The organism is Hydrogenibacillus sp. N12 (assembly GCF_019645935.1).
GTDB classification, from domain to species: domain Bacteria; phylum Bacillota; class Bacilli; order Thermicanales; family DSM-22653; genus Hydrogenibacillus; species Hydrogenibacillus schlegelii.
The window spans coordinates 134,011-151,050 of the sequence record NZ_CP080953.1 but is presented as its reverse complement, the minus strand read 5'-3'; the positions used below and the strand labels follow the sequence as shown (position 1 = coordinate 151,050).

Annotated in this window: 25 protein-coding genes; 2 read left to right on the top strand and 23 right to left on the bottom strand. The window is 67.6% G+C overall.

What is annotated here, in order from left to right:
• Positions 1-130: 130 nt before the first annotated feature.
• Positions 131-886: a polysaccharide deacetylase family protein gene (locus K2M58_RS00825; protein ID WP_220677902.1), complete on the top strand. Its 756-nt coding sequence runs from the start codon at positions 131-133 to the stop codon at positions 884-886.
• Here K2M58_RS00825 and K2M58_RS00820 read toward each other — a convergent pair.
• Complete coding sequence (locus K2M58_RS00820; protein WP_220677901.1) at positions 846-1,535, bottom strand: KinB-signaling pathway activation protein; 690 nt, start codon at positions 1,533-1,535, stop codon at positions 846-848. The genes K2M58_RS00825 and K2M58_RS00820 overlap by 41 nt on opposite strands.
• Before the next feature lie 242 nt (positions 1,536-1,777).
• On the opposite strand from K2M58_RS00820, the gene gerD reads away from it, so the two are divergent.
• Positions 1,778-2,410 (top strand): spore germination lipoprotein GerD, encoded by a 633-nt coding sequence (gene gerD, locus K2M58_RS00815; RefSeq protein ID WP_066200758.1) that lies wholly within the window; start codon positions 1,778-1,780, stop codon positions 2,408-2,410.
• A 37-nt stretch (positions 2,411-2,447) separates the two neighbouring features.
• Here the strand turns inward: gerD and K2M58_RS00810 are convergent, their stop codons facing one another.
• The 22 genes from K2M58_RS00810 to rplF form a co-directional block, all read right to left on the bottom strand.
• Positions 2,448-3,518 (bottom strand): Mrp/NBP35 family ATP-binding protein, encoded by a 1,071-nt coding sequence (locus tag K2M58_RS00810; RefSeq protein ID WP_220678738.1) that lies wholly within the window; start codon positions 3,516-3,518, stop codon positions 2,448-2,450.
• 205 nt (positions 3,519-3,723) lie between these two features.
• Positions 3,724-4,644, bottom strand: coding sequence for an N-acetylmuramoyl-L-alanine amidase (locus K2M58_RS00805; protein ID WP_220677900.1), 921 nt, complete (start codon positions 4,642-4,644; stop codon positions 3,724-3,726).
• 250 nt (positions 4,645-4,894) lie between these two features.
• Entirely contained in the window at positions 4,895-5,287 is a 393-nt protein-coding gene (gene rpsI / locus K2M58_RS00800) for a 30S ribosomal protein S9 (RefSeq protein ID WP_220677899.1), read from the bottom strand.
• Positions 5,288-5,386: 99 nt separating this feature from the next.
• The gene (gene rplM / locus K2M58_RS00795; RefSeq protein WP_220677898.1) at positions 5,387-5,842 is read right to left on the bottom strand and encodes a 50S ribosomal protein L13; all 456 of its coding nucleotides are present in this window, start codon (positions 5,840-5,842) and stop codon (positions 5,387-5,389) included.
• 55 nt (positions 5,843-5,897) lie between these two features.
• Positions 5,898-6,716 (bottom strand): tRNA pseudouridine(38-40) synthase TruA, encoded by an 819-nt coding sequence (gene truA, locus K2M58_RS00790; RefSeq protein WP_220677897.1) that lies wholly within the window; start codon positions 6,714-6,716, stop codon positions 5,898-5,900.
• Positions 6,713-7,528: an energy-coupling factor transporter transmembrane component T family protein gene (locus K2M58_RS00785; RefSeq protein ID WP_220677896.1), complete on the bottom strand. Its 816-nt coding sequence runs from the start codon at positions 7,526-7,528 to the stop codon at positions 6,713-6,715. The genes truA and K2M58_RS00785 overlap by 4 nt, the downstream gene beginning before the upstream one ends.
• On the bottom strand, positions 7,525-8,400 hold the full coding sequence (locus tag K2M58_RS00780) for an ATP-binding cassette domain-containing protein (RefSeq protein WP_220677895.1): 876 nt from the start codon (positions 8,398-8,400) through the stop codon (positions 7,525-7,527). Before K2M58_RS00780 ends, K2M58_RS00785 begins: the two co-directional genes overlap by 4 nt.
• Entirely contained in the window at positions 8,376-9,233 is an 858-nt protein-coding gene (locus K2M58_RS00775; protein WP_220677894.1) for an ATP-binding cassette domain-containing protein, read from the bottom strand. The genes K2M58_RS00780 and K2M58_RS00775 overlap by 25 nt, the downstream gene beginning before the upstream one ends.
• Entirely contained in the window at positions 9,230-9,604 is a 375-nt protein-coding gene (rplQ, locus tag K2M58_RS00770) for a 50S ribosomal protein L17 (RefSeq protein WP_066200664.1), read from the bottom strand. Before rplQ ends, K2M58_RS00775 begins: the two co-directional genes overlap by 4 nt.
• A gap of 31 nt (positions 9,605-9,635) precedes the next feature.
• A complete protein-coding gene (locus tag K2M58_RS00765) occupies positions 9,636-10,580 on the bottom strand; it encodes a DNA-directed RNA polymerase subunit alpha (RefSeq protein WP_066200666.1) in 945 nt (314 codons plus the stop codon).
• A 131-nt stretch (positions 10,581-10,711) separates the two neighbouring features.
• Positions 10,712-11,113: a 30S ribosomal protein S11 gene (rpsK, locus tag K2M58_RS00760; protein ID WP_066200668.1), complete on the bottom strand. Its 402-nt coding sequence runs from the start codon at positions 11,111-11,113 to the stop codon at positions 10,712-10,714.
• 99 nt (positions 11,114-11,212) lie between these two features.
• Positions 11,213-11,581: a 30S ribosomal protein S13 gene (rpsM, locus tag K2M58_RS00755; protein WP_066200673.1), complete on the bottom strand. Its 369-nt coding sequence runs from the start codon at positions 11,579-11,581 to the stop codon at positions 11,213-11,215.
• Positions 11,582-11,674: 93 nt separating this feature from the next.
• A complete protein-coding gene (gene rpmJ, locus K2M58_RS00750) occupies positions 11,675-11,788 on the bottom strand; it encodes a 50S ribosomal protein L36 (protein WP_008881921.1) in 114 nt (37 codons plus the stop codon).
• Between the two features lie 36 nt (positions 11,789-11,824).
• Positions 11,825-12,043 carry a translation initiation factor IF-1 gene (gene infA / locus K2M58_RS00745; RefSeq protein ID WP_066200676.1) on the bottom strand — a complete coding sequence of 73 codons (219 nt, stop codon included), beginning with the start codon at positions 12,041-12,043 and terminating at the stop codon, positions 11,825-11,827.
• A 54-nt stretch (positions 12,044-12,097) separates the two neighbouring features.
• Positions 12,098-12,877: a type I methionyl aminopeptidase gene (gene map / locus K2M58_RS00740; RefSeq protein ID WP_220677893.1), complete on the bottom strand. Its 780-nt coding sequence runs from the start codon at positions 12,875-12,877 to the stop codon at positions 12,098-12,100.
• Positions 12,874-13,527, bottom strand: a complete 654-nt coding sequence (locus K2M58_RS00735; protein WP_220677892.1) for an adenylate kinase — start codon at positions 13,525-13,527, stop codon at positions 12,874-12,876. The genes map and K2M58_RS00735 overlap by 4 nt, the downstream gene beginning before the upstream one ends.
• A 37-nt stretch (positions 13,528-13,564) precedes the next feature.
• Positions 13,565-14,857: a preprotein translocase subunit SecY gene (secY, locus tag K2M58_RS00730; protein ID WP_220677891.1), complete on the bottom strand. Its 1,293-nt coding sequence runs from the start codon at positions 14,855-14,857 to the stop codon at positions 13,565-13,567.
• Positions 14,858-15,301, bottom strand: a complete 444-nt coding sequence (gene rplO / locus K2M58_RS00725) for a 50S ribosomal protein L15 (protein WP_066200689.1) — start codon at positions 15,299-15,301, stop codon at positions 14,858-14,860.
• Positions 15,298-15,519 (bottom strand): 50S ribosomal protein L30, encoded by a 222-nt coding sequence (gene rpmD / locus K2M58_RS00720; protein ID WP_220677890.1) that lies wholly within the window; start codon positions 15,517-15,519, stop codon positions 15,298-15,300. Before rpmD ends, rplO begins: the two co-directional genes overlap by 4 nt.
• Before the next feature lie 5 nt (positions 15,520-15,524).
• Positions 15,525-16,037 (bottom strand): 30S ribosomal protein S5, encoded by a 513-nt coding sequence (gene rpsE / locus K2M58_RS00715; protein WP_066200695.1) that lies wholly within the window; start codon positions 16,035-16,037, stop codon positions 15,525-15,527.
• A gap of 66 nt (positions 16,038-16,103) precedes the next feature.
• Complete coding sequence (gene rplR / locus K2M58_RS00710; protein ID WP_220677889.1) at positions 16,104-16,478, bottom strand: 50S ribosomal protein L18; 375 nt, start codon at positions 16,476-16,478, stop codon at positions 16,104-16,106.
• A 14-nt stretch (positions 16,479-16,492) separates the two neighbouring features.
• Entirely contained in the window at positions 16,493-17,038 is a 546-nt protein-coding gene (gene rplF / locus K2M58_RS00705; RefSeq protein ID WP_220677888.1) for a 50S ribosomal protein L6, read from the bottom strand.
• Between the last annotated feature and the right edge of the window lie 2 nt (positions 17,039-17,040).

Below are 17,040 nucleotides of genomic sequence, written 5' to 3'. Positions count from 1 at the left end.
ATGAGCCCGTTACCGTCGGATGAGCCCGTGACATAGGGCCGGACGCCCGGACATAGGGTAAGATCAGCCCGACGCCCGGTCACCGGATCTTCAAACGGGCGGGGAACGATCAAACCGGGAGGCGAACGACATGCCGGTCTGGAGCTTTTCCTGGCCCGCCGTGCGGCGCCTCGCCCTCTTCCTCGCGCTCCTCGGCATCGCCTTGGTCGTCTTGACCCGGGAAATGGAGGCGGTTCCGGCGCTCTGGAGCCGTCCGGTCGGCGCCATCGCCCGGGTGCCGACCGAGGAGCGCCTCGTCGCCCTCACCTTTGATGTGAGCTGGGGCGAGCGCGTCTTTCCCCGGCTTCTCGACGCGATCCAGCGGGCGGACGTCCGCGCTGCGACCCTTTTCGTCACCGGAGAGTGGGCGCGGACCCATGCCGACGCCGTCCGGGACGCCCAGGCGGCGGGGCTGGAACTCGGAACGATGGGGGCGACCCACCGGTCCCTCTCCCGCCTGCCGGACGACGCCCTCGCCGCGGAGATCGCCGCCGGCCAAGAAGCGCTGGAGGCGATCACCGGAAGAAAGCCCACCCTCTTTCGCCCGCCGAACGGCGACGTCGACCGGCGGGTGCTCGCGGCCGCCGACCGGCTGGAACTCATCACCATCCTCTGGGACGTCGATCCGTCCGACTGGAAGACGCCGTCGGCGACGACGATCGCCGAACGGGTGCTTCAGGCCGCCCGGCCCGGATCGATCGTCCTGTTGCACGGAAGCGATGCCGCCGCCGCCACGCCGGAGGCGCTCCCGCTGATCGCCCGCGGCCTTCGGCAGCGGGGCTTTTCCCTGGTGACCGTCTCGGATCTCATCCGCGGCGTCCACGTTCAGGTGAAACGGGTCGACTGACCGGGCGACCCCGCCCGCTCCCCGGCGGCCCGTCCGCTCCGGCGCGATGCCCGGCGGACCGGGCGGCTCGAACGCGGCCGGCGACGAGAACCAGGTAGCCGTTCACCAGCGTCAGGGGAACCGCCATGTCCCAGAAGGCGAGGGGGTTGCCCAAGCGTAGCGCCGGCACGAGCTCCAGGATCGTCCCCGCGAAGAGAAAAAAGACGACCGGAGCCGCTCGCCGGAGCCCGCCCGCCCCGAGGCGGAGCCAAGCGATGAAAACGGACCACGCGAGAAGCGCAAGCGCCGCCGCCGGCGGCGGAAGGGGGAGCCCCAGGCGCTCCCACCCCGAAGCAAAGACGACCGCCTCCAGCGCCAAAAGCGCGGTCGCCATCCAAAGCAGGGTGTCCCAGAGCGCCCGGTAGGGCGGGGAGAAGAGCTCCCGCCCCAACCGGTCGAAGAACGAAAACGCGACGTAGCCGAGAAGGCCGAGGGCCCCAAAAATCGCGCCGCCGCCCAGCCAGCCGACGAAACCCATCAGCCAGTCTGCGGGCGTCCAGCCCCCGGCCCGCCCCGCCGGAAAGGAAACGGCGAAACCCGCGACCGCCCCGCCCAGCGCCCCGACGGCGAGCGTCGAGGCGAGGAGCCGGAAAAAGGTTCGGCTGTCCATCCGCACCGCCTCCAAGCCGCATCCTGCCGCAAACCGGAAGCCGCGGCCCGGCATAGCGCCGGACGCCCGGCCGCATACTAAACGCACCGATTTTCGCGACGCCGAAAGCATCCGCCCCGGCGGACCGCCGCCGGATGGGCGCGGTCCGGAAGCGTTCTTCGGCGGATCGCCCGCCATCGTCGGACCGGGGCCGGCGAATTCGACGGTCGGAACGCGTTCCGGACGAAAGCGGGGGAACGGGCATGCGGAGACCGATTTGGACCGCCCTCGCCGGCTTCCTCCTCCTTGCCGGGTGTGCCGGTGGCGAGGCGGCCTCCGACGGGCAGGGCCGACCCGACTACGGGGAAATCAAATCGATGGTCAAAGACATCCTTCAGACGGAAGACGGCAAAAAGGCGATTCAGGAAACCATCAAGAACGATGCGGTCAAGCAGGAACTTCTGTTCAACCAGGAGGAGATCAAGCGCGCCGTCGTCCAAGCCCTGACCTCGGAACAGGGGAAAAAAACGCTTCGGACGACCCTGGAGGAGCCGAAATGGGCCGCAACCGTCGCCAAAGCCATGCAAAAAGAAAATGAACGGCTGCTCCGGGCGCTGATGAAAGACCCCGAATATCAGGCGATGCTCCTCGACGTGATGAAAGGACCGGACTTTGAAAAAATGCTCCTCGACCTCATGAAAAGCCCGCCCTACCGAAAGCAGATGCAGCAGGCGATTCAAGACGCGTTTGAGAGCCCGCTCATGCAGGAAAAGCTGTACGCCATGATTGAAAAGGCGGTCGAATCGGCCCTCAAACCCGGGCAAAAGGAAAAGGGCGGGGAAAAAGAAAAGGGCGGGGAAAAGTCGGAAGAAGGCGGCGAAGGCGGCGGGAAGTAAGGCCGCGTCGCCCGTGCGCCCTCCGCCCGCCGGCCCGTCAGCGGCGGGGAGAGGGCGATCCGATTTTCGCCCACACCTTCTCCGCCAGCGCGTCATACACTTCGCCGATCGGGTGCCGGGCGTCGTAGACGGACGGCGCAAAATCCGGGTCGTCCGGATCGGCCGCCTCCGGAAGGCCGATCGGGATCTCCGCCAAAAGTTCGGTGCCGAGGACGTCGGCGAGCTTTCGACCGCCGCCCTGGCCGAAGAGGTGAACCCGATCGCCGTTCGGGCAGCGAACATAGCTCATGTTTTCGACGACGCCGAGGAGCTCGTGGCCGGTCCGGAGGGCCATGGCGCCCGCCCGGGCGGCGACGAACGATGCCGTGGGATGCGGGGTCGTGACGATGATCTCCTTTACTTTCGGAATTTTGCTGTGAATGTCCAGCGCGATGTCGCCGGTCCCCGGCGGAAGGTCGAAGAGGAGGACGTCGAGGGGTCCCCAGCTCACCTCTTTGAGGAAGGTGTCGAGCATCTTCCCGAGCATCGGCCCCCGCCAGATGACGGGCGCGTTGTCGCTCACGAAAAAGCCCATCGACATGACCTTGACGCCGAAACGCGGCACCGGCAGGATGACGTCGCCGATCACCGTCGGCCGCTGCTCGATGCCCATCATATCCGGGACGCTGAAACCGTAGATGTCGGCATCGACGATGCCGACGGCCAGTCCCCGACGGGCGAACGCCACGGCGAGGTTGACCGTCACCGTGGACTTGCCGACCCCTCCCTTGCCGCTGGCGACGGCGAGGAAGACGGTGCGGGCGTCGCCGGGCAGGCGGTTAGCATCGAGCCTCACCTGCGCCGGATCTTTGCCCCGGAGGCGAAGCGCCAGCGCCTCTCGCTCCGCCTCGGTCATCGTCGAAAGCTCGACGTCCACCGCTTCGGCGCCGAGGGCGGCGAGTTTTCGTTCGACGTCCTGCCGGATCGTCGTCTGAAGCGGACAGCCGGAGACGGTGAGCTTGACCCGAACGCGCACCCGACCGCCGTCGACGTCGACGCGGTCGACCATGCCGAGGGAAACGATGTCCTGCCCAATCTCCGGATCGATCACCGCGCGAAGCGCTTCCATCACACGCTCAGAGGACAGCGCCAACGAGACCCCCCCTCACGGAACGCGACTTCTGAGAATGATTATAACACATCCTTCCCCGAAGGCCGACCCTCCCGCCGACCGGGACGGTTTTCCCTTGAAAATCGCCGCAAAACGACGGCGCCCCGCGCCGTCGCGGAGCGCCGAGATGGACGGAGCGCCGGAAACCCCGGCGCTCCGGGCTTTACGGCGTTTCGGAGCACGCCCGATCGGCCCGGGCGAAGTAACGCCAGAGACCGATGTACAGCGCCGCGGCGAGCCGGCGCTGGTAGGCGGGATCGACGAGCCGCCGCGCCTCTTCCGGGTGCGACAGGTACCCGAGCTCCACGAGGGCGCCGGGCGGCTCCATCGTGCGGAGAACGTAGAGGTCGTCGCCGCGCTTGATCCCCCGCGGGCTTCCGGTCGCCTCCCGGAGGCTTTCCTGAAGGAGCGCGGCCAGGCAGCGGTTTTCGGGCCGTACTCCGGCGTAAAACGTCTCGGCGCCGAAGGTGCGGGAAGAGGGAAAGCTGTTCAAATGGAGGCTTAACGCCACCTCGACCCCCGGAGCGTTGATCGTGACCATGCGCGCCCGAAGGTCCCGCTCTTTTCGCGTTCCCCGCCCGCTCTCGTCGTCCAGCATCCGATCCTCATCCCGCGTGAGCCAGACGAGGGCGCCGGCCTGATGCAAATAATCCCGAAGGGCTTCTGCGATCTCGAGGACGATCGTCTTTTCCACCGCCCGCCCGTCGAGACCGACGGCGCCACCGTCGATGCCTCCGTGTCCTGGATCGAGGACGATGATCCGGCCGGCGAGCGGCGAAAGCGTCCGGACCGATGCTTCCTCCGGGGTCGTCCGGGGCCCCGCGACCGGGGATTCTCCCGGCGCCGAGGGCGGGGCGATCCCCGCAGGATCCGGCCGAGCCGGAAGGGGCCACCCGGCCATCGACACCGCCGGCGCCAAAAGCGCGGCCTGCGCCGGGGACGCCGCCGGCCCCGGCCCCAAAGTCCCGAACAGCCCGGCGAGCGCCAGGCTGAAGGCGGCGAGCGGACCGGGCCAGGCCCCCCTCCGCCGGCTGCGGGAGGATCCCCGGCGGCCCGGCGTCTTGCGCCCGCTCAGGTCGTTCACCCCCCATCGCCTCCACGCCGGTTTCCCTTTTCATTCTGCCCGGGGTCGGTCGGCCTATGCGAACCGCCCGAGATCGGAGGCCCAAACGCGCCGCCCGGCGCCGATCCCGCGCCCGGAGGCGACCGATCGCGAACCGGGTCGGCCGCCGCGACGCCCTCGCTCGCCGCCTCCGGAGGCGGTCTTCAGGCGGGGACGATCGACCGTGCCACGGCCACAAAAAAGCCCCTGCCGAACGCAGAGGCCCGATCGCTTACCGCTTCGAGAACTGCGGCGCCCGCCGCGCCTTTTTGAGACCGTACTTTTTCCGCTCCACCATCCGCGGATCCCGGGTGAGGAGGCCGGCCTTTTTAAGCACCGGGCGAAACTCCGGATCGACCTTCAGAAGCGCCCGGGCGATGCCGTGGCGGATCGCCCCCGCCTGGCCGGAGATGCCGCCGCCGCTCACGTTGACGACCACGTCGTACTGCCCGAGGGTGTTCGTCAGTCGAAGCGGCTCCTCCACCATCACCCGGAGCGACTCCAATCCGAAGTAAGCTTCCAGAGGCCGGCCGTTGACGGTGATCTTCCCGTCGCCCGGCCGGAGAAACACCCGCGCCACGGCGACCTTGCGCCGGCCGACGGCGTGATACTGAACGGTGGCCACTCGGGTCCCCCCTTTTCGCGGTTCTGCCGTGGATCTCCCTGGCGTCGGTCATCCCGACGCCCGGTCGTCTCGATTCCCTTCCCCTTTTGCTCCCTTTCCTTACGCGTTCGGGCGTTCCGGGATGTCGTAGGGGATCGGCTGCTGGGCTTCATGGGGATGATGGGGCCCGCGGTAGACCTTGAGCTTCTTGAACATCTTCCGGCCGAGACGGTTTTTCGGCAGCATGCCCCAGACCGCCCATTCGATCATCCGTTCCGGAAAACGATCGCGCATCTCCTGAGCCGTCCGTTTTTTGAGGCCGCCGGGATACCCGGAATGCCAGTAGTACACCTTGTCCGTCCACTTTTTCCCGGACAGATGCACCTTCTCCGCATTGATCACAATGACGAAATCGCCCATGTCGACGTGGGGCGTAAAGGTCGGCTTGTGCTTGCCCCGAAGCAGCTTGGCGACCTCACTCGCCAGCCGCCCAAGCGTCTTCCCCGACGCGTCGACGACGTACCACTTCCGCTCGCTCAGGTGAGCGTCGCCTTTCGGCATCCACGTCGTCTGCACGGCGGCTCCTCCTTTCGTTCACTCGTTCCATCTTAAACATCCGATCGCGCCGATGTCAATAGGCCCGCGGCCGCTCTTCCAAAAGGCCGGGCGGCCGGGGGAAGCCGACCGCCGGTTCCGGCGTGAGAAGCTGCTCGGGCGGATATTCGACCCGGAAGAGGTACAGCCCGTCCGGCGGTGCCGTCGCGGCGCCGGGCGCCGACCGGTCGCCGGCGAGACGCCGGCGAATCGCTTCCGGGCTCAGCCGCCCCCGGCCGACGTCGATCAGGGCGCCGGCGATCTGCCGCGCCATCGCGTACAAAAAGCCGTCGCCCCGGAGCCACAGAAAAAGCTCCGACCCTCGCCGAACGAGATCGACGGAAAAGAGCGTCCGCACCGTCGTCCGGGCGCTCCCTCCCGTGCGGGAAAAAGCCGCAAAATCGTGCCGTCCGCGAAAAAGCGCCGCCGCCGCCGCCATCGCCGCCACGTCCAGCCGCTCCGGCACCGCCGTCGCCAGCCCCCGGTCGTGGGGGTAAAGGACGGAACGAAGCACCATCCGGTAGACGTACGTCTTGGCGCGGGCGCCGTACCGAGCGTGGAAATCCGCCGGCACCGGCGCCGCGTTGAGCACCCGGACGTCCGGCGGCAGACGAACGTTGAGCCCGCCGACGAGGGCCGACGGCCCGGGCGGCCGTTCCAGGTCGAGGTGGACGACCTGGCCGAGGGCGTGGACGCCGCTGTCGGTCCGCCCGGCGCCGACGACGGGAACGGGGTGGCCGAACCAGTCCAGAAGCGCCGCCTCCAGCGTCCCCTGCACCGTCCGCCGGCCCGGTTGCCGCTGAAAGCCGGCAAACGCCCGGCCGTCGTAGGCGACGACGAGCGCCACCCGCCTCACGGGCCTCCCCTCCCGCGATCCCACGCCGCAACGGCGAGCGCCAAAGCAAGCGTCGCCGCAAGCACGGCGTCCCGCCATCCGAATGCGAGCCGCCGCCGGCTCGTCCGGGGGGCGTCCGGCCGGTACCCCCGGGCCTCGAGCGCGAGCGCCATCGCCTCGGCCCGCTCAAAGGCAAAGGCAAAGAGCGGCACGACGACCGAAAGGAGCGCCACGATCCGCTCCCGAAGCCGGCCGGAGGTGAAGTCGACCCCCCGGGCTGCCTGCGCCTTCATGATCCGCTCCAGCGCCTCGAGAAGCGTCGGGATGAAGCGAAGCGCCAGCATGAGCATGAGGCCAAAGGCGTCGACGGGCACGCCGAGCCGCCGGAGCGGTGCCGCCAGCCGGACGACGCCGTCGGCGAGGACGAGGGGCGGCGTGGTGAGCGTAAGAAGCGCGCCCAGCGCAAACAACAGAAGCAGCCGGAGCCAGACGAGCACCGCTTCCCTCAGACCGCCGGCCGTCACGGGCAGCGGACCGAGGACGAAAAGCGGCGGCTCAGGGCGCGGGATAAAAAGCTGCACCGCCGCCAAGATCCCGACGAAGACGGCCGTCCGGCCGATCGCACGGACGACGTAGGCCGGCGAAACGCCGCTTCCGGCGATCGCCGCCGGCACCAGAAGGGAAAGCACCAGCACGGCGGCGACGGAGCGGGCGGTGAAGGCGGCAATGGCGATACCGAAGAGGAAGAGGAGCTTGGCCCGCGGGTCAGATCGGTGCAAAAAAGAATCCCCCGGCAGATGGCGCCCGAGCGGAAACGTCCCCAAACCGTTCACGGCCGCGCCTCCTTCCGCTCGCCGGCGAGGCGGGCGGCCAGCCAGTCCGCCAGCGCCGCCGGCGTCCGGGGCGGGTCGTCCCACACGTCCGGCGCCCGGCGCCCGACGGCGAATAGCGCCCGGATAAAAGGCGACGGTCGGAGGCCGAAGCGGCGGTACGCCTCAAAGCGGCGAAGAAGTTCTGCCGGCGTCACGTCCGCCGTGAGGCGGCCGGCGTCGAAGAGGAGCACCCGGTCGGCGAGCCGGATCGCCTCGTCGATCCGGTGCGTCACGTAGAGGACCGTCGGCCGACGGCGCCGAAACACCGCCTCCAGGTGCTCGATGAGCCGCTCCCGGACCTCGGGATCGAGGCCTGCCGTCGGTTCGTCGAAGACGACGAGCTCCGGCTCGTAGACGAGCACGCCGGCGATCGCCGCCCGTCGCTTTTCGCCGCCGCTCAGCCGAAACGGCGAACGGGCGAAATACGTCTCCGGATCGAGGCCGACGGAAAGAAGCGCCGCCCGGACCCGCCGCTCCACCTCTTCCGGCGGCACCCCCCGCCTCCGGAGGGCAAACCCGACGTCCCGGCCGACCGTTTCCTCAAAGAGCTGGTGCTCCGGGTGCTGAAGCACGGCGCCGATCCGCCGCCGGACGTCCGGCGGAAGCCGGCGCTCGGCGGAACTTTCCGCCCCGCCGACGATGACCCGCCCCGCCGTCGGCCGTTCGAGGCCGGCGGCAAGCTGGGCGAACGTCGTCTTTCCGGAACCGGACCGGCCCAGGAGAGCGACGACGCTCCCGGCGGCGATCGAAACGGTGACGGACGAAAGGGCCGGGCGGGCAAACGGCGTCCCGGCGCCGTAGACGTGGCTTACCTCTTCGAAGCGGACGTCCATGCGGCCTCCACCACCGCTTCCGGATCAAACCGCGCCGGTCGGACGGCGATCCCCCGCGCCGTGAGGTCTTTCGCCAGCCGGACGCCAAACGGCGGCAAAAGCCCCGGCAGCGCCAGGCGGCCCTCGGCCAAGGCGGTAAAAAACGGCGCGGGCGGTCCGTCGTACCGGAGGCGACCCCGATCGAGGACGACGAGGCGGGAGGCGACCTCCGCCTCCTCGAGTTCGTGGGTGATGTGGACGATCGCCCGGCCGGCGGCCTGTTCCTCCCGCATCACCGCGAGAAGCCGCGCCCGCGCTTCGGCGTCCAGCATGCTCGTCGCCTCGTCGAAGACGAGCGCTGCCGGCTCCACCGCCAGGGCGCCGGCGACGGCGAGGCGCTGCTTTTCCCCGCCGGAAAGCCGTGCCGGCTCGACCGACCGGAGCGCCTCCAGGCCGGTCCGCCGAAGGGCCGCCGTCACCCGCCGCTCGATCTCGTCCGGCGGAAGCGCGCGGTTTTCCGGCCCGAAGGCGACGTCGTCCTCCACCGTCGCGGCGACGATCTGATCCTCCGGGTTTTGCAGGACGAGCCCGACCGCCTGCCGGAGGATCCACAGGTCCGTTTCCGTCGCCCCGACCGGCGCGCCGCGAAGGACGACGGCGCCGGCCGTCGGTGCGATGAGGCCCGCCAGCACCCGGGCCAGGGTCGATTTGCCGGATCCGTTCGCGCCGAGGACGCTCACCCACTCGCCGGCGCGCAGGGTGAGGTCGATCTCTGCCAGGGCCGGCGGGCCATCCGGGTGGTAGCGGACGGTCACGCCCTCCAGCCGGAGAAGGGGCGGCGTCCCGCCGGTCATTCTTCGACGAATTCGATGATCGCCATCATCGCCCCGTCGCCGCGCCGCGGGCCGAGCTTGAGGACGCGGGTGTAGCCTCCCTGCCGCTCGCGGTACCGGGGACCGAGGATGTCAAAAAGCTTCTGGACGGCGTCCTTGGACTTCCGGTCTTCGGGGTCGGTCTTCACCGGCCGGAGAAAGGCCGCCGCCTGCCGCCGGGCGTGGAGATCGCCGCGCTTGGCGAGGGTGATCATCCGATCGGCGAGGCGCTGAATTTCCTTGGCCTTCGGTTCCGTCGTCCGGATGCGCTCGTGGATGATGAGATCGGTCACCTGGTTCCGAAGGAGCGCCATCCGGGCGCCGGACCGGCGGCCGAGTTTGCGGTAGCCCACGGCCGTCCCTCCTTCATGATGCATTCCGGTTTCATTCTGACTTTTTGAGTGAAAGGCCGAAGCTGGCCAGCTTCTGGATGACTTCTTCGAGAGATTTCTTCCCGAGGTTCCGGACTTTCATCATGTCCTCCTCGGTCTTTTCGGTGAGCTCGCCGATCGTGTTGATGCCCGCCCGTTTGAGGCAGTTGTACGAGCGGACCGAAAGATCCAGTTCTTCGATCGGCAGCTCGAGCACCTTCTCCCGCTTGTCCTTTTCTTTCTCGATCATAAACTCGGCGCTCGATCCCTCGCCAGAGAGGGTGACGAACAGGTTCAGGTGCTCGATGAGGATTTTCGCCGCGTAGCTGACCGCCTCTTCCGGTCGGACGCTTCGGTCCGTCCAGACTTCCAACGTCAGCTTGTCGTAGTTGGTGATCTGGCCGACGCGGGTGTTTTCGACGGTATAGTTCACGCGGAGGACCGGCGAATAAATCGAATCGATCGGGATGACGCCGATCGGGGCGTCGTCCCGTTTGTTGCCCTCGGCGCTCACGTAGCCCCGGCCGCGGCGGGCGGTCATCCGCATGTGGAGTCGGGCGCCGGGGGCGAGGGTGGCGATTTTCAGCTCCGGGTTCAAGATCTCGACATCGCTGTCGGCCCGGATGTCCCCCGCGAGGACGTCCCCCTCGCCGTCCGCTTCGACCGTCAGGACCTTTTCTTCATCGGAGTGAATGCGAAGCGACAGTTTCTTCAAGTTCAAGATGATCTCCGTCACGTCTTCGTAGACACCGTCGATCGTGGAAAACTCATGCAGCACCCCGTCGATCTGGACGGAGGTGACCGCCGCGCCGGGAATCGAGGACAGAAGGACCCGCCGGAGGGAATTGCCGAGCGTCGTGCCGTAGCCGCGCTCGAGCGGCTCGACGACGAACTTGCCGTAACTTCCGTCCGGGGAGACCTCGACGACCTCGATTTTGGGCTTTTCGATTTCGATCATCGACCCGAGGACCCTCCTTCCGCACGTCGGTCCGCCCCTTCATCGGCCCAGAAGATTCGGCCAGCGGTCCAGTCTTATCCAGTCTGGCCGAAAACCGGCGTCACCAAACCCGGGCCCTCGTGCGGCGCGGCTCAGACGCGGCGGCGCTTCGGCGGTCGGCAACCGTTGTGCGGAATCGGCGTGACGTCCTTGATCACCGTGACGTCGAGGCCGGCGGCCTGCAGCGAACGGATCGCCGCCTCCCGGCCGGAGCCGGGGCCCTTGACCCGCACCTCGACTTCCCGCATGCCGTGCTCCATCGCCCCTCGGGCCGCCTGCTCGGCGGCAAGCTGCGCCGCATACGGCGTCCCCTTCCGGCTACCGGTAAAGCCGACCGTCCCGGCGCTCGCCCAAGCGACGGTGTTGCCGTGGGGGTCGGTGATCGTGACGATCGTGTTGTTGAACGTCGAGTGGATGTGCGCGATTCCGACCGGAACGTTTTTCCGGTCGCGGCGGCGCGTCCGGGTCGCCGCTCCTCTGCGCTTGTTGGCCAACGCGCTCCCTCCTTTTCACGGCCGTTCGCGGATCGCCCGCCGGAAGCCGGAGCCGGATCGGTCCGGCCGCGGGGGCCGATCGCATGGCGCCTGATCCGTTTACTTCTTCTTGTTGGCAACGGTCCGCCGCGGTCCCTTCCGGGTGCGGGCGTTCGTCCGGGTCCGCTGGCCGCGGACGGGAAGCCCCTTCCGATGTCGGACGCCGCGGTAACAACCGATTTCGATCAGCCGCTTGATGTTCATCGCCACTTCCCGCCGGAGATCGCCTTCCACCTTGAGGTTCTTGTCGATGTACTCCCGGATGCGGGTCAGTTCTTCTTCCGTCAGATCCTTGACGCGGGTGTCGGGATTGACGCCGGTGGCGGCGAGGATCTTCCGGGACGTCGAGCGGCCGATGCCGTAGATATACGTGAGCGCCACCTCAACCCGCTTGTCGCGGGGGATGTCGACGCCGGCGATGCGCGCCATCGTCTCCCTCCTCTGCTTCCGAATCTCGGAACGGCTTCAGGGCACGGCGCCTTCGGTTCGGACGCCGGAGCGATCCCGCCGAAGGCGCGGTTTTTAGCCCTGACGCTGCTTGTGCTTCGGGTTTTCGCAGATGACCATGACTTTGCCGTGACGGCGAATAACCTTGCATTTTTCGCAGATCGGCTTGACCGACGGGCGGACTTTCATCGCCCCGACCTCCTTTCAGCCGGCCGGCTCGAGCGCTTACTTGTAGCGGTAGGTGATCCGGCCGCGGGTGAGATCGTAGGGGGAAAGCTCGACGGTGACGCGGTCGCCCGGCAGGATGCGGATGAAATTCATCCGGATCTTGCCGGAGACATGCGCCAGGATGACGTGGCCGTTTTCGAGCTTCACCCGAAACATCGCGTTCGGCAGCGGCTCAATGACCGTGCCCTGCATTTCGATGACGTCCTCTTTCGCCACAGGCATCCCTCCTCGCGCTCATCACCGATCGGCTTCGGTCTCGGCGGCAATTTCTCACGGGGCGGCGTACGGCGGCCCGGCTTCGCCGGGAAGCAAGGTCAGAATCTCGGGGCCGGACTCGGTGATGGCGACGGTGTGCTCGAAGTGGGCCGCCCGGCCGCCGTCGACGGTGACGACGGTCCAGCCGTCGGTAAGCGTCCGGACGAAGCGGCTCACCTGATTGACCATCGGCTCGATGGCGAGCACCATTCCCGGGCGAAGAAGCGGCCCCCGGCCCGGCGGGCCGTAGTTCGGAAGCTGGGGCGCTTCGTGAAGCGCTCGGCCGATCCCGTGGCCGACGTATTCCCGGACGACGTGGAGGCCCGCCGCCTCGACGACGGTCTGCACGGCGTGGGAGATGTCCGAAAGCCGCCCGCCGGGGACGGCCTTGGCGATGCCGGCAAACAGCGCCCGGCGGGTGACCTCGAGGAGGTGCCGGTCGGCTTCATCGATCTCGCCGACCGGATACGTCCACGCCCCGTCGCCGTGATAGCCGTCGTAGAAGACGCCGACGTCGATCGAGAGGATGTCCCCTTCGGCGAGGCGCCGTTCGGACGGGATGCCGTGGACGAGGGCTTCGTTGACGGACGTACAGATGTTGGCGGGATATCCCTGATACCCTTTGAAGGACGGCACCGCGCCGAAGGAACGGATGAGCCGTTCGGCGATGCGATCCAGTTCAAGCGTCGTGATCCCCGGCTCGATCTTCCGTTCGAGCGCTCGGAGCACTTCGGCGACGATCCGGCCGGCGGTCCGCATCTTGTCGAGCTCCGCCGGCGATTTCAAAACGATCATGTGGGCGATCCCTCGAGGGCCGCCTGAATGCGACGGAAGACGTCGTCGATGGCGCCGAGGCCGTCGATCTCGGCGAGAACGCCCCGGGCGCGGTAGAAGTCGATCAGCGGCGCCATCGCCGCCGCGTTCACCCGCAGGCGTTCGGCGACCGTCTCCGGCCGATCGTCGTCCCGCTGGTAGAGTTCCCCGCCGCACCGGTCGCAGACGCCGGAGACCTTCGGCGGATTGAACTCGAGGTGGTACGTCGCGCCGCACCGGCGGCAGATCCGGCGGCCGGCGAGACGCCGGATGAGGACGTCTTGCGGGACGGCGAGGTAGAGGACCCGGTCGATCGCCCGGCCGGCATCGGCGAGGAGCCGCTCGAGCGCTTCCGCCTGAGGGATCGTCCGGGGAAAGCCGTCGAGGAGGAACCCTTCCGCCGCGTCCGGCTCGGAAAGCCGCTCCCGGACGATGCCGATCGTCACCTCGTCGGGGACGAGGGCGCCGGCGTCCATGTAGCGTTTGGCCTCCAGCCCGAGGGGCGTCCCCTTCGCGACGGCCGTCCGAAACATGTCGCCGGTCGAGATGTGGGGGATGCGGTACGCGTCCCGGATCCGCTCCGCCTGCGTGCCCTTGCCGGCACCCGGAAGGCCCATCAAGATGAGATTCATGCGCTCCCTCCTTTGCCGCCCATCGCCGCGCCTTCCGTCACCGCCGGATGAAGCCTTCGTAGTGGCGCTTGATGAGCTGGCTTTCGATCTGCTTCATCGTCTCCAGGGCGACACCGACGACGATGAGGAGCGAGGTGCCGCCGATGCGGACCGACGGCGGCAGGCCGAAGACGTCGGTGAAAAAGACGGGCAGGATGGCGACGGCGGCGAGAAAGAGGGCACCGAAGAGGGTGATGCGGTTGATCACCCGCGTCAGGTAGAGGTACGTCTGCCGCCCGGGGCGGATGCCGGGGATGAACCCGCCGTGCTTCTGAAGGTTTTCCGTAAGCTGCTGCGGGTTCAGCTGGACGTAGGTGTAAAAGAAGCTGAACGCAATGATGAGGAGCACGTAGAGGAACATCCCCAGCGGAGCGGTGACGGTGAACTGCTCCAGCACCCAGTCGGCGAAGGCGTTGCCGCGGAAAAACTGGGCGATGATCTGCGGGAAGTAAACGATCGACACGGCGAAGATGACCGGGATGACGCCGGCGGAGTTGACCCGGAGCGGAATGTGAGTCGACTGCCCGCCGACGACCCGCCTCCCGACGACCCGCTTGGCGTACTGGACCGGGATCTTCCGGACGCCCTGCTGGACGAAGACGACGCCGGCGATGATGGCGACGACGATCGCCAGCACGATCAGCGTGATGATCCCGGCGAGAAACAGATTGGCGCCCTCGCCGGTGAACTTCGTGACGTAGATCTGCTCCAGGCTGGAGGGGATCGCCGCCACGATGCCGGCGAAAATGAGGATCGAGATGCCGTTCCCGACGCCTTTTTCGGTGATCTGCTCGCCCATCCACATGAGAAACGTCGTCCCCGCGGTGAGCACGACGGCGATGACGACGTACGAGAAAAAGGTCGGGTGGGCGATCATGTGGTACTGCCGCTCAAAGGCAACCGACATGCCGACGGCCTGGATGAAAGCGAGGACGACGGTGGCGTACCGGGTAACCTGAGCGATCTTCCGCCGGCCGCTTTCTCCCTCTTTGGCCCATTCGGCGAGCTTCGGCACGACGTCCATGCTGAGGAGCTGCATGATGATCGAGGCGGTGATGTACGGCATGATCCCTAGGGTGAAGATCGAGAAGTTGGACATCGCCCGGCCGCTGAACGTGTCGAAGAGGCCGAAGAGGTTGCTGTTCATGATCCCCTGGCGGAGGGCTTCGACGTCGATCCCCGGCACCGGGATGAAGCTCCCGATGCGGAAGACGACGAGCATCATGAGCGTGTAGAGCACCCTCCGCCGGAGATCGGCGACGCTGAAGATGTTCCGGACGGCCTTGAACACTCAGATCACCTCGGCCTTGCCGCCGAGGCGTTCGATCTTCTCCACCGCCGACTTGGAAAACTTGTGCGCCCGGACCGTCAGGCGGACGGTGAGCTCGCCGTCGCCGAGGATTTTCACCCCGTCCTTGAGGTCCCGGATGATGCGGGCCTGGAGGAGATCCTCCGGCGTGACGACGGCGCCGTCCGGGAAGCGATTTAAGCTTTCGACGTTGACGATGGCATACTCCTTCTTAAACGGCGCGTTGGAAAAACCCCGCTTCGGCACCCGCCGGACGAGGGGGTTCTGCCCGCCTTCAAAGCCGGGACGGACGCCGCCGCCGGAGCGGGCCTTCTGGCCTTTGTGCCCGCGCCCGCTCGTCTTCCCGTGGCCGCTCGAGGTGCCGCGGCCGACGCGCTTTCTCTTCCGCTTCGATCCGGGGGCGGGTTTGAGTTCGTGGAGCTTCACCGGCTCTGGCCTCCCTTCGCCGCCTCCTCGGTGGCCGCTTCCGCCGGACGGACTTCGACGAGGTGGGCCACCTTGGCGATCATGCCGCGGATGCTCGGGGTGTCATCGTGGACGACCGACTGATGAAGTTTCCGAAGCCCGAGGGCGCGAACCGTCCGCTTCTGGTCTTCGGGCCGGCCGATCGGGCTCCGCTTCAGGGTGACGACGATCTTGGCCACCGGCCTCACCCCTTGTGGGAAAGAATCTCGTCGACGGATTTGCCCCGGAGGCGGGCGACCATCTCCGGCGTCTTTAAGGCTTTTAACCCTTCAAACGTCGCCCGGACCATGTTGATCGCGTTGCGGGAACCGAGGGACTTGGTGAGGACGTCCCGGACGCCGGCGAGCTCGAGCACCGCCCGCACCGGCCCGCCGGCGATGACGCCGGTCCCGGGAGCGGCCGGCTTCATGAGGACCTTACCCGCGCCGAAACGGCCGATGATCTCGTGGGGGATCGTCGTGCCCCGGAGGGGAACGGTGATCATGTTCTTTTTCGCCGCTTCGATCCCTTTCCGGATGGCGTCGGGAACCTCCGTCGCTTTTCCGAGGGCAAAACCGACACGGCCGTTTTTGTCCCCGACGACGACGAGGGCGCTGAAGTGGAAGCGCCGGCCGCCGGCAACGACCTTCGCCACGCGGTTCACCTGAACGACGCGCTCTTCAAAGGCTTGTTCCCGTTCTCGTTCGCGCCTGGCCATTCCAACCACCTTTCTTCGTATTGAGGCGCTGCGTCTTGGACGCCGGGCGTCCGACGCGGTGCGCCCTTAGAAGTCGAGGCCGCCCTGCCGGGCCGCCTCGGCGAGGGCCGCGACGCGGCCGTGGTAGCGGTAGCCGCCCCGGTCGAAAACGACTTTGTCGATGCCCTTGGCCTTGGCCCGCTTGGCGATGAGCTCGCCCACCTTGGCCGCCGCTTGGACGTTGCCGGTGCCGATCGCTTTGAGCGCCTCCCGGAGCTCGGGGTCGAGCGTCGAGGCGCTGGCCAGGGTCACGCCGCGGGTATCGTCGATGATCTGGGCGTAGATGTGCTTGTTCGAGCGGAAGACCGAAAGGCGCGGCCGTTCGGGCGTGCCAAAGACTTTGCGCCGGATCCGGTAGTGCCGGATCTTCCGCCGTTCGTTGCGACTCGGTTTGACGATCACCGGGCCTCACCCCCTCACTTCTTCTTCGCGCCGGCCTTCCCGACCTTCTGCCGAACGACTTCGCCGGCGTAGCGGATCCCTTTGCCTTTATACGGCTCCGGCTCGCGGAACGACCGGATCTTGGCGGCCACAAGGCCGACTTTTTCTTTGTCGATGCCGCGGACGATGATCTTCGTCGGCTCCGGAACGTCGATCTCGATCCCTTCCTCCGGCTCGTATTCGACCGGATGGGAGTAGCCGAGGGCGATGACCAGCTTTTTGCCCTGTTTCTGGGCGCGGTAACCGACGCCGACGATCTCGAGCGCCCGGGTGTAACCTTCGGTGACGCCCTGGATCATGTTGGCGATGAGGCTCCGGGTCGTGCCGTGCAGCGCCCGCATCGCCGGTTCGTCGTTCGGCCGCTCGACGACGACCTGCCCGGCCTCAAGGCGGATCTTCATCTTCGGGTGAAACGTCCGGCTCAAGGTCCCCTTCGGGCCGCGAACGGTGACGGTCGTGCCGTCGACGGCGACGTCGACGCCGGACGGGATCGGTACCGGGCGCTTGCCGATGCGGCTCATCG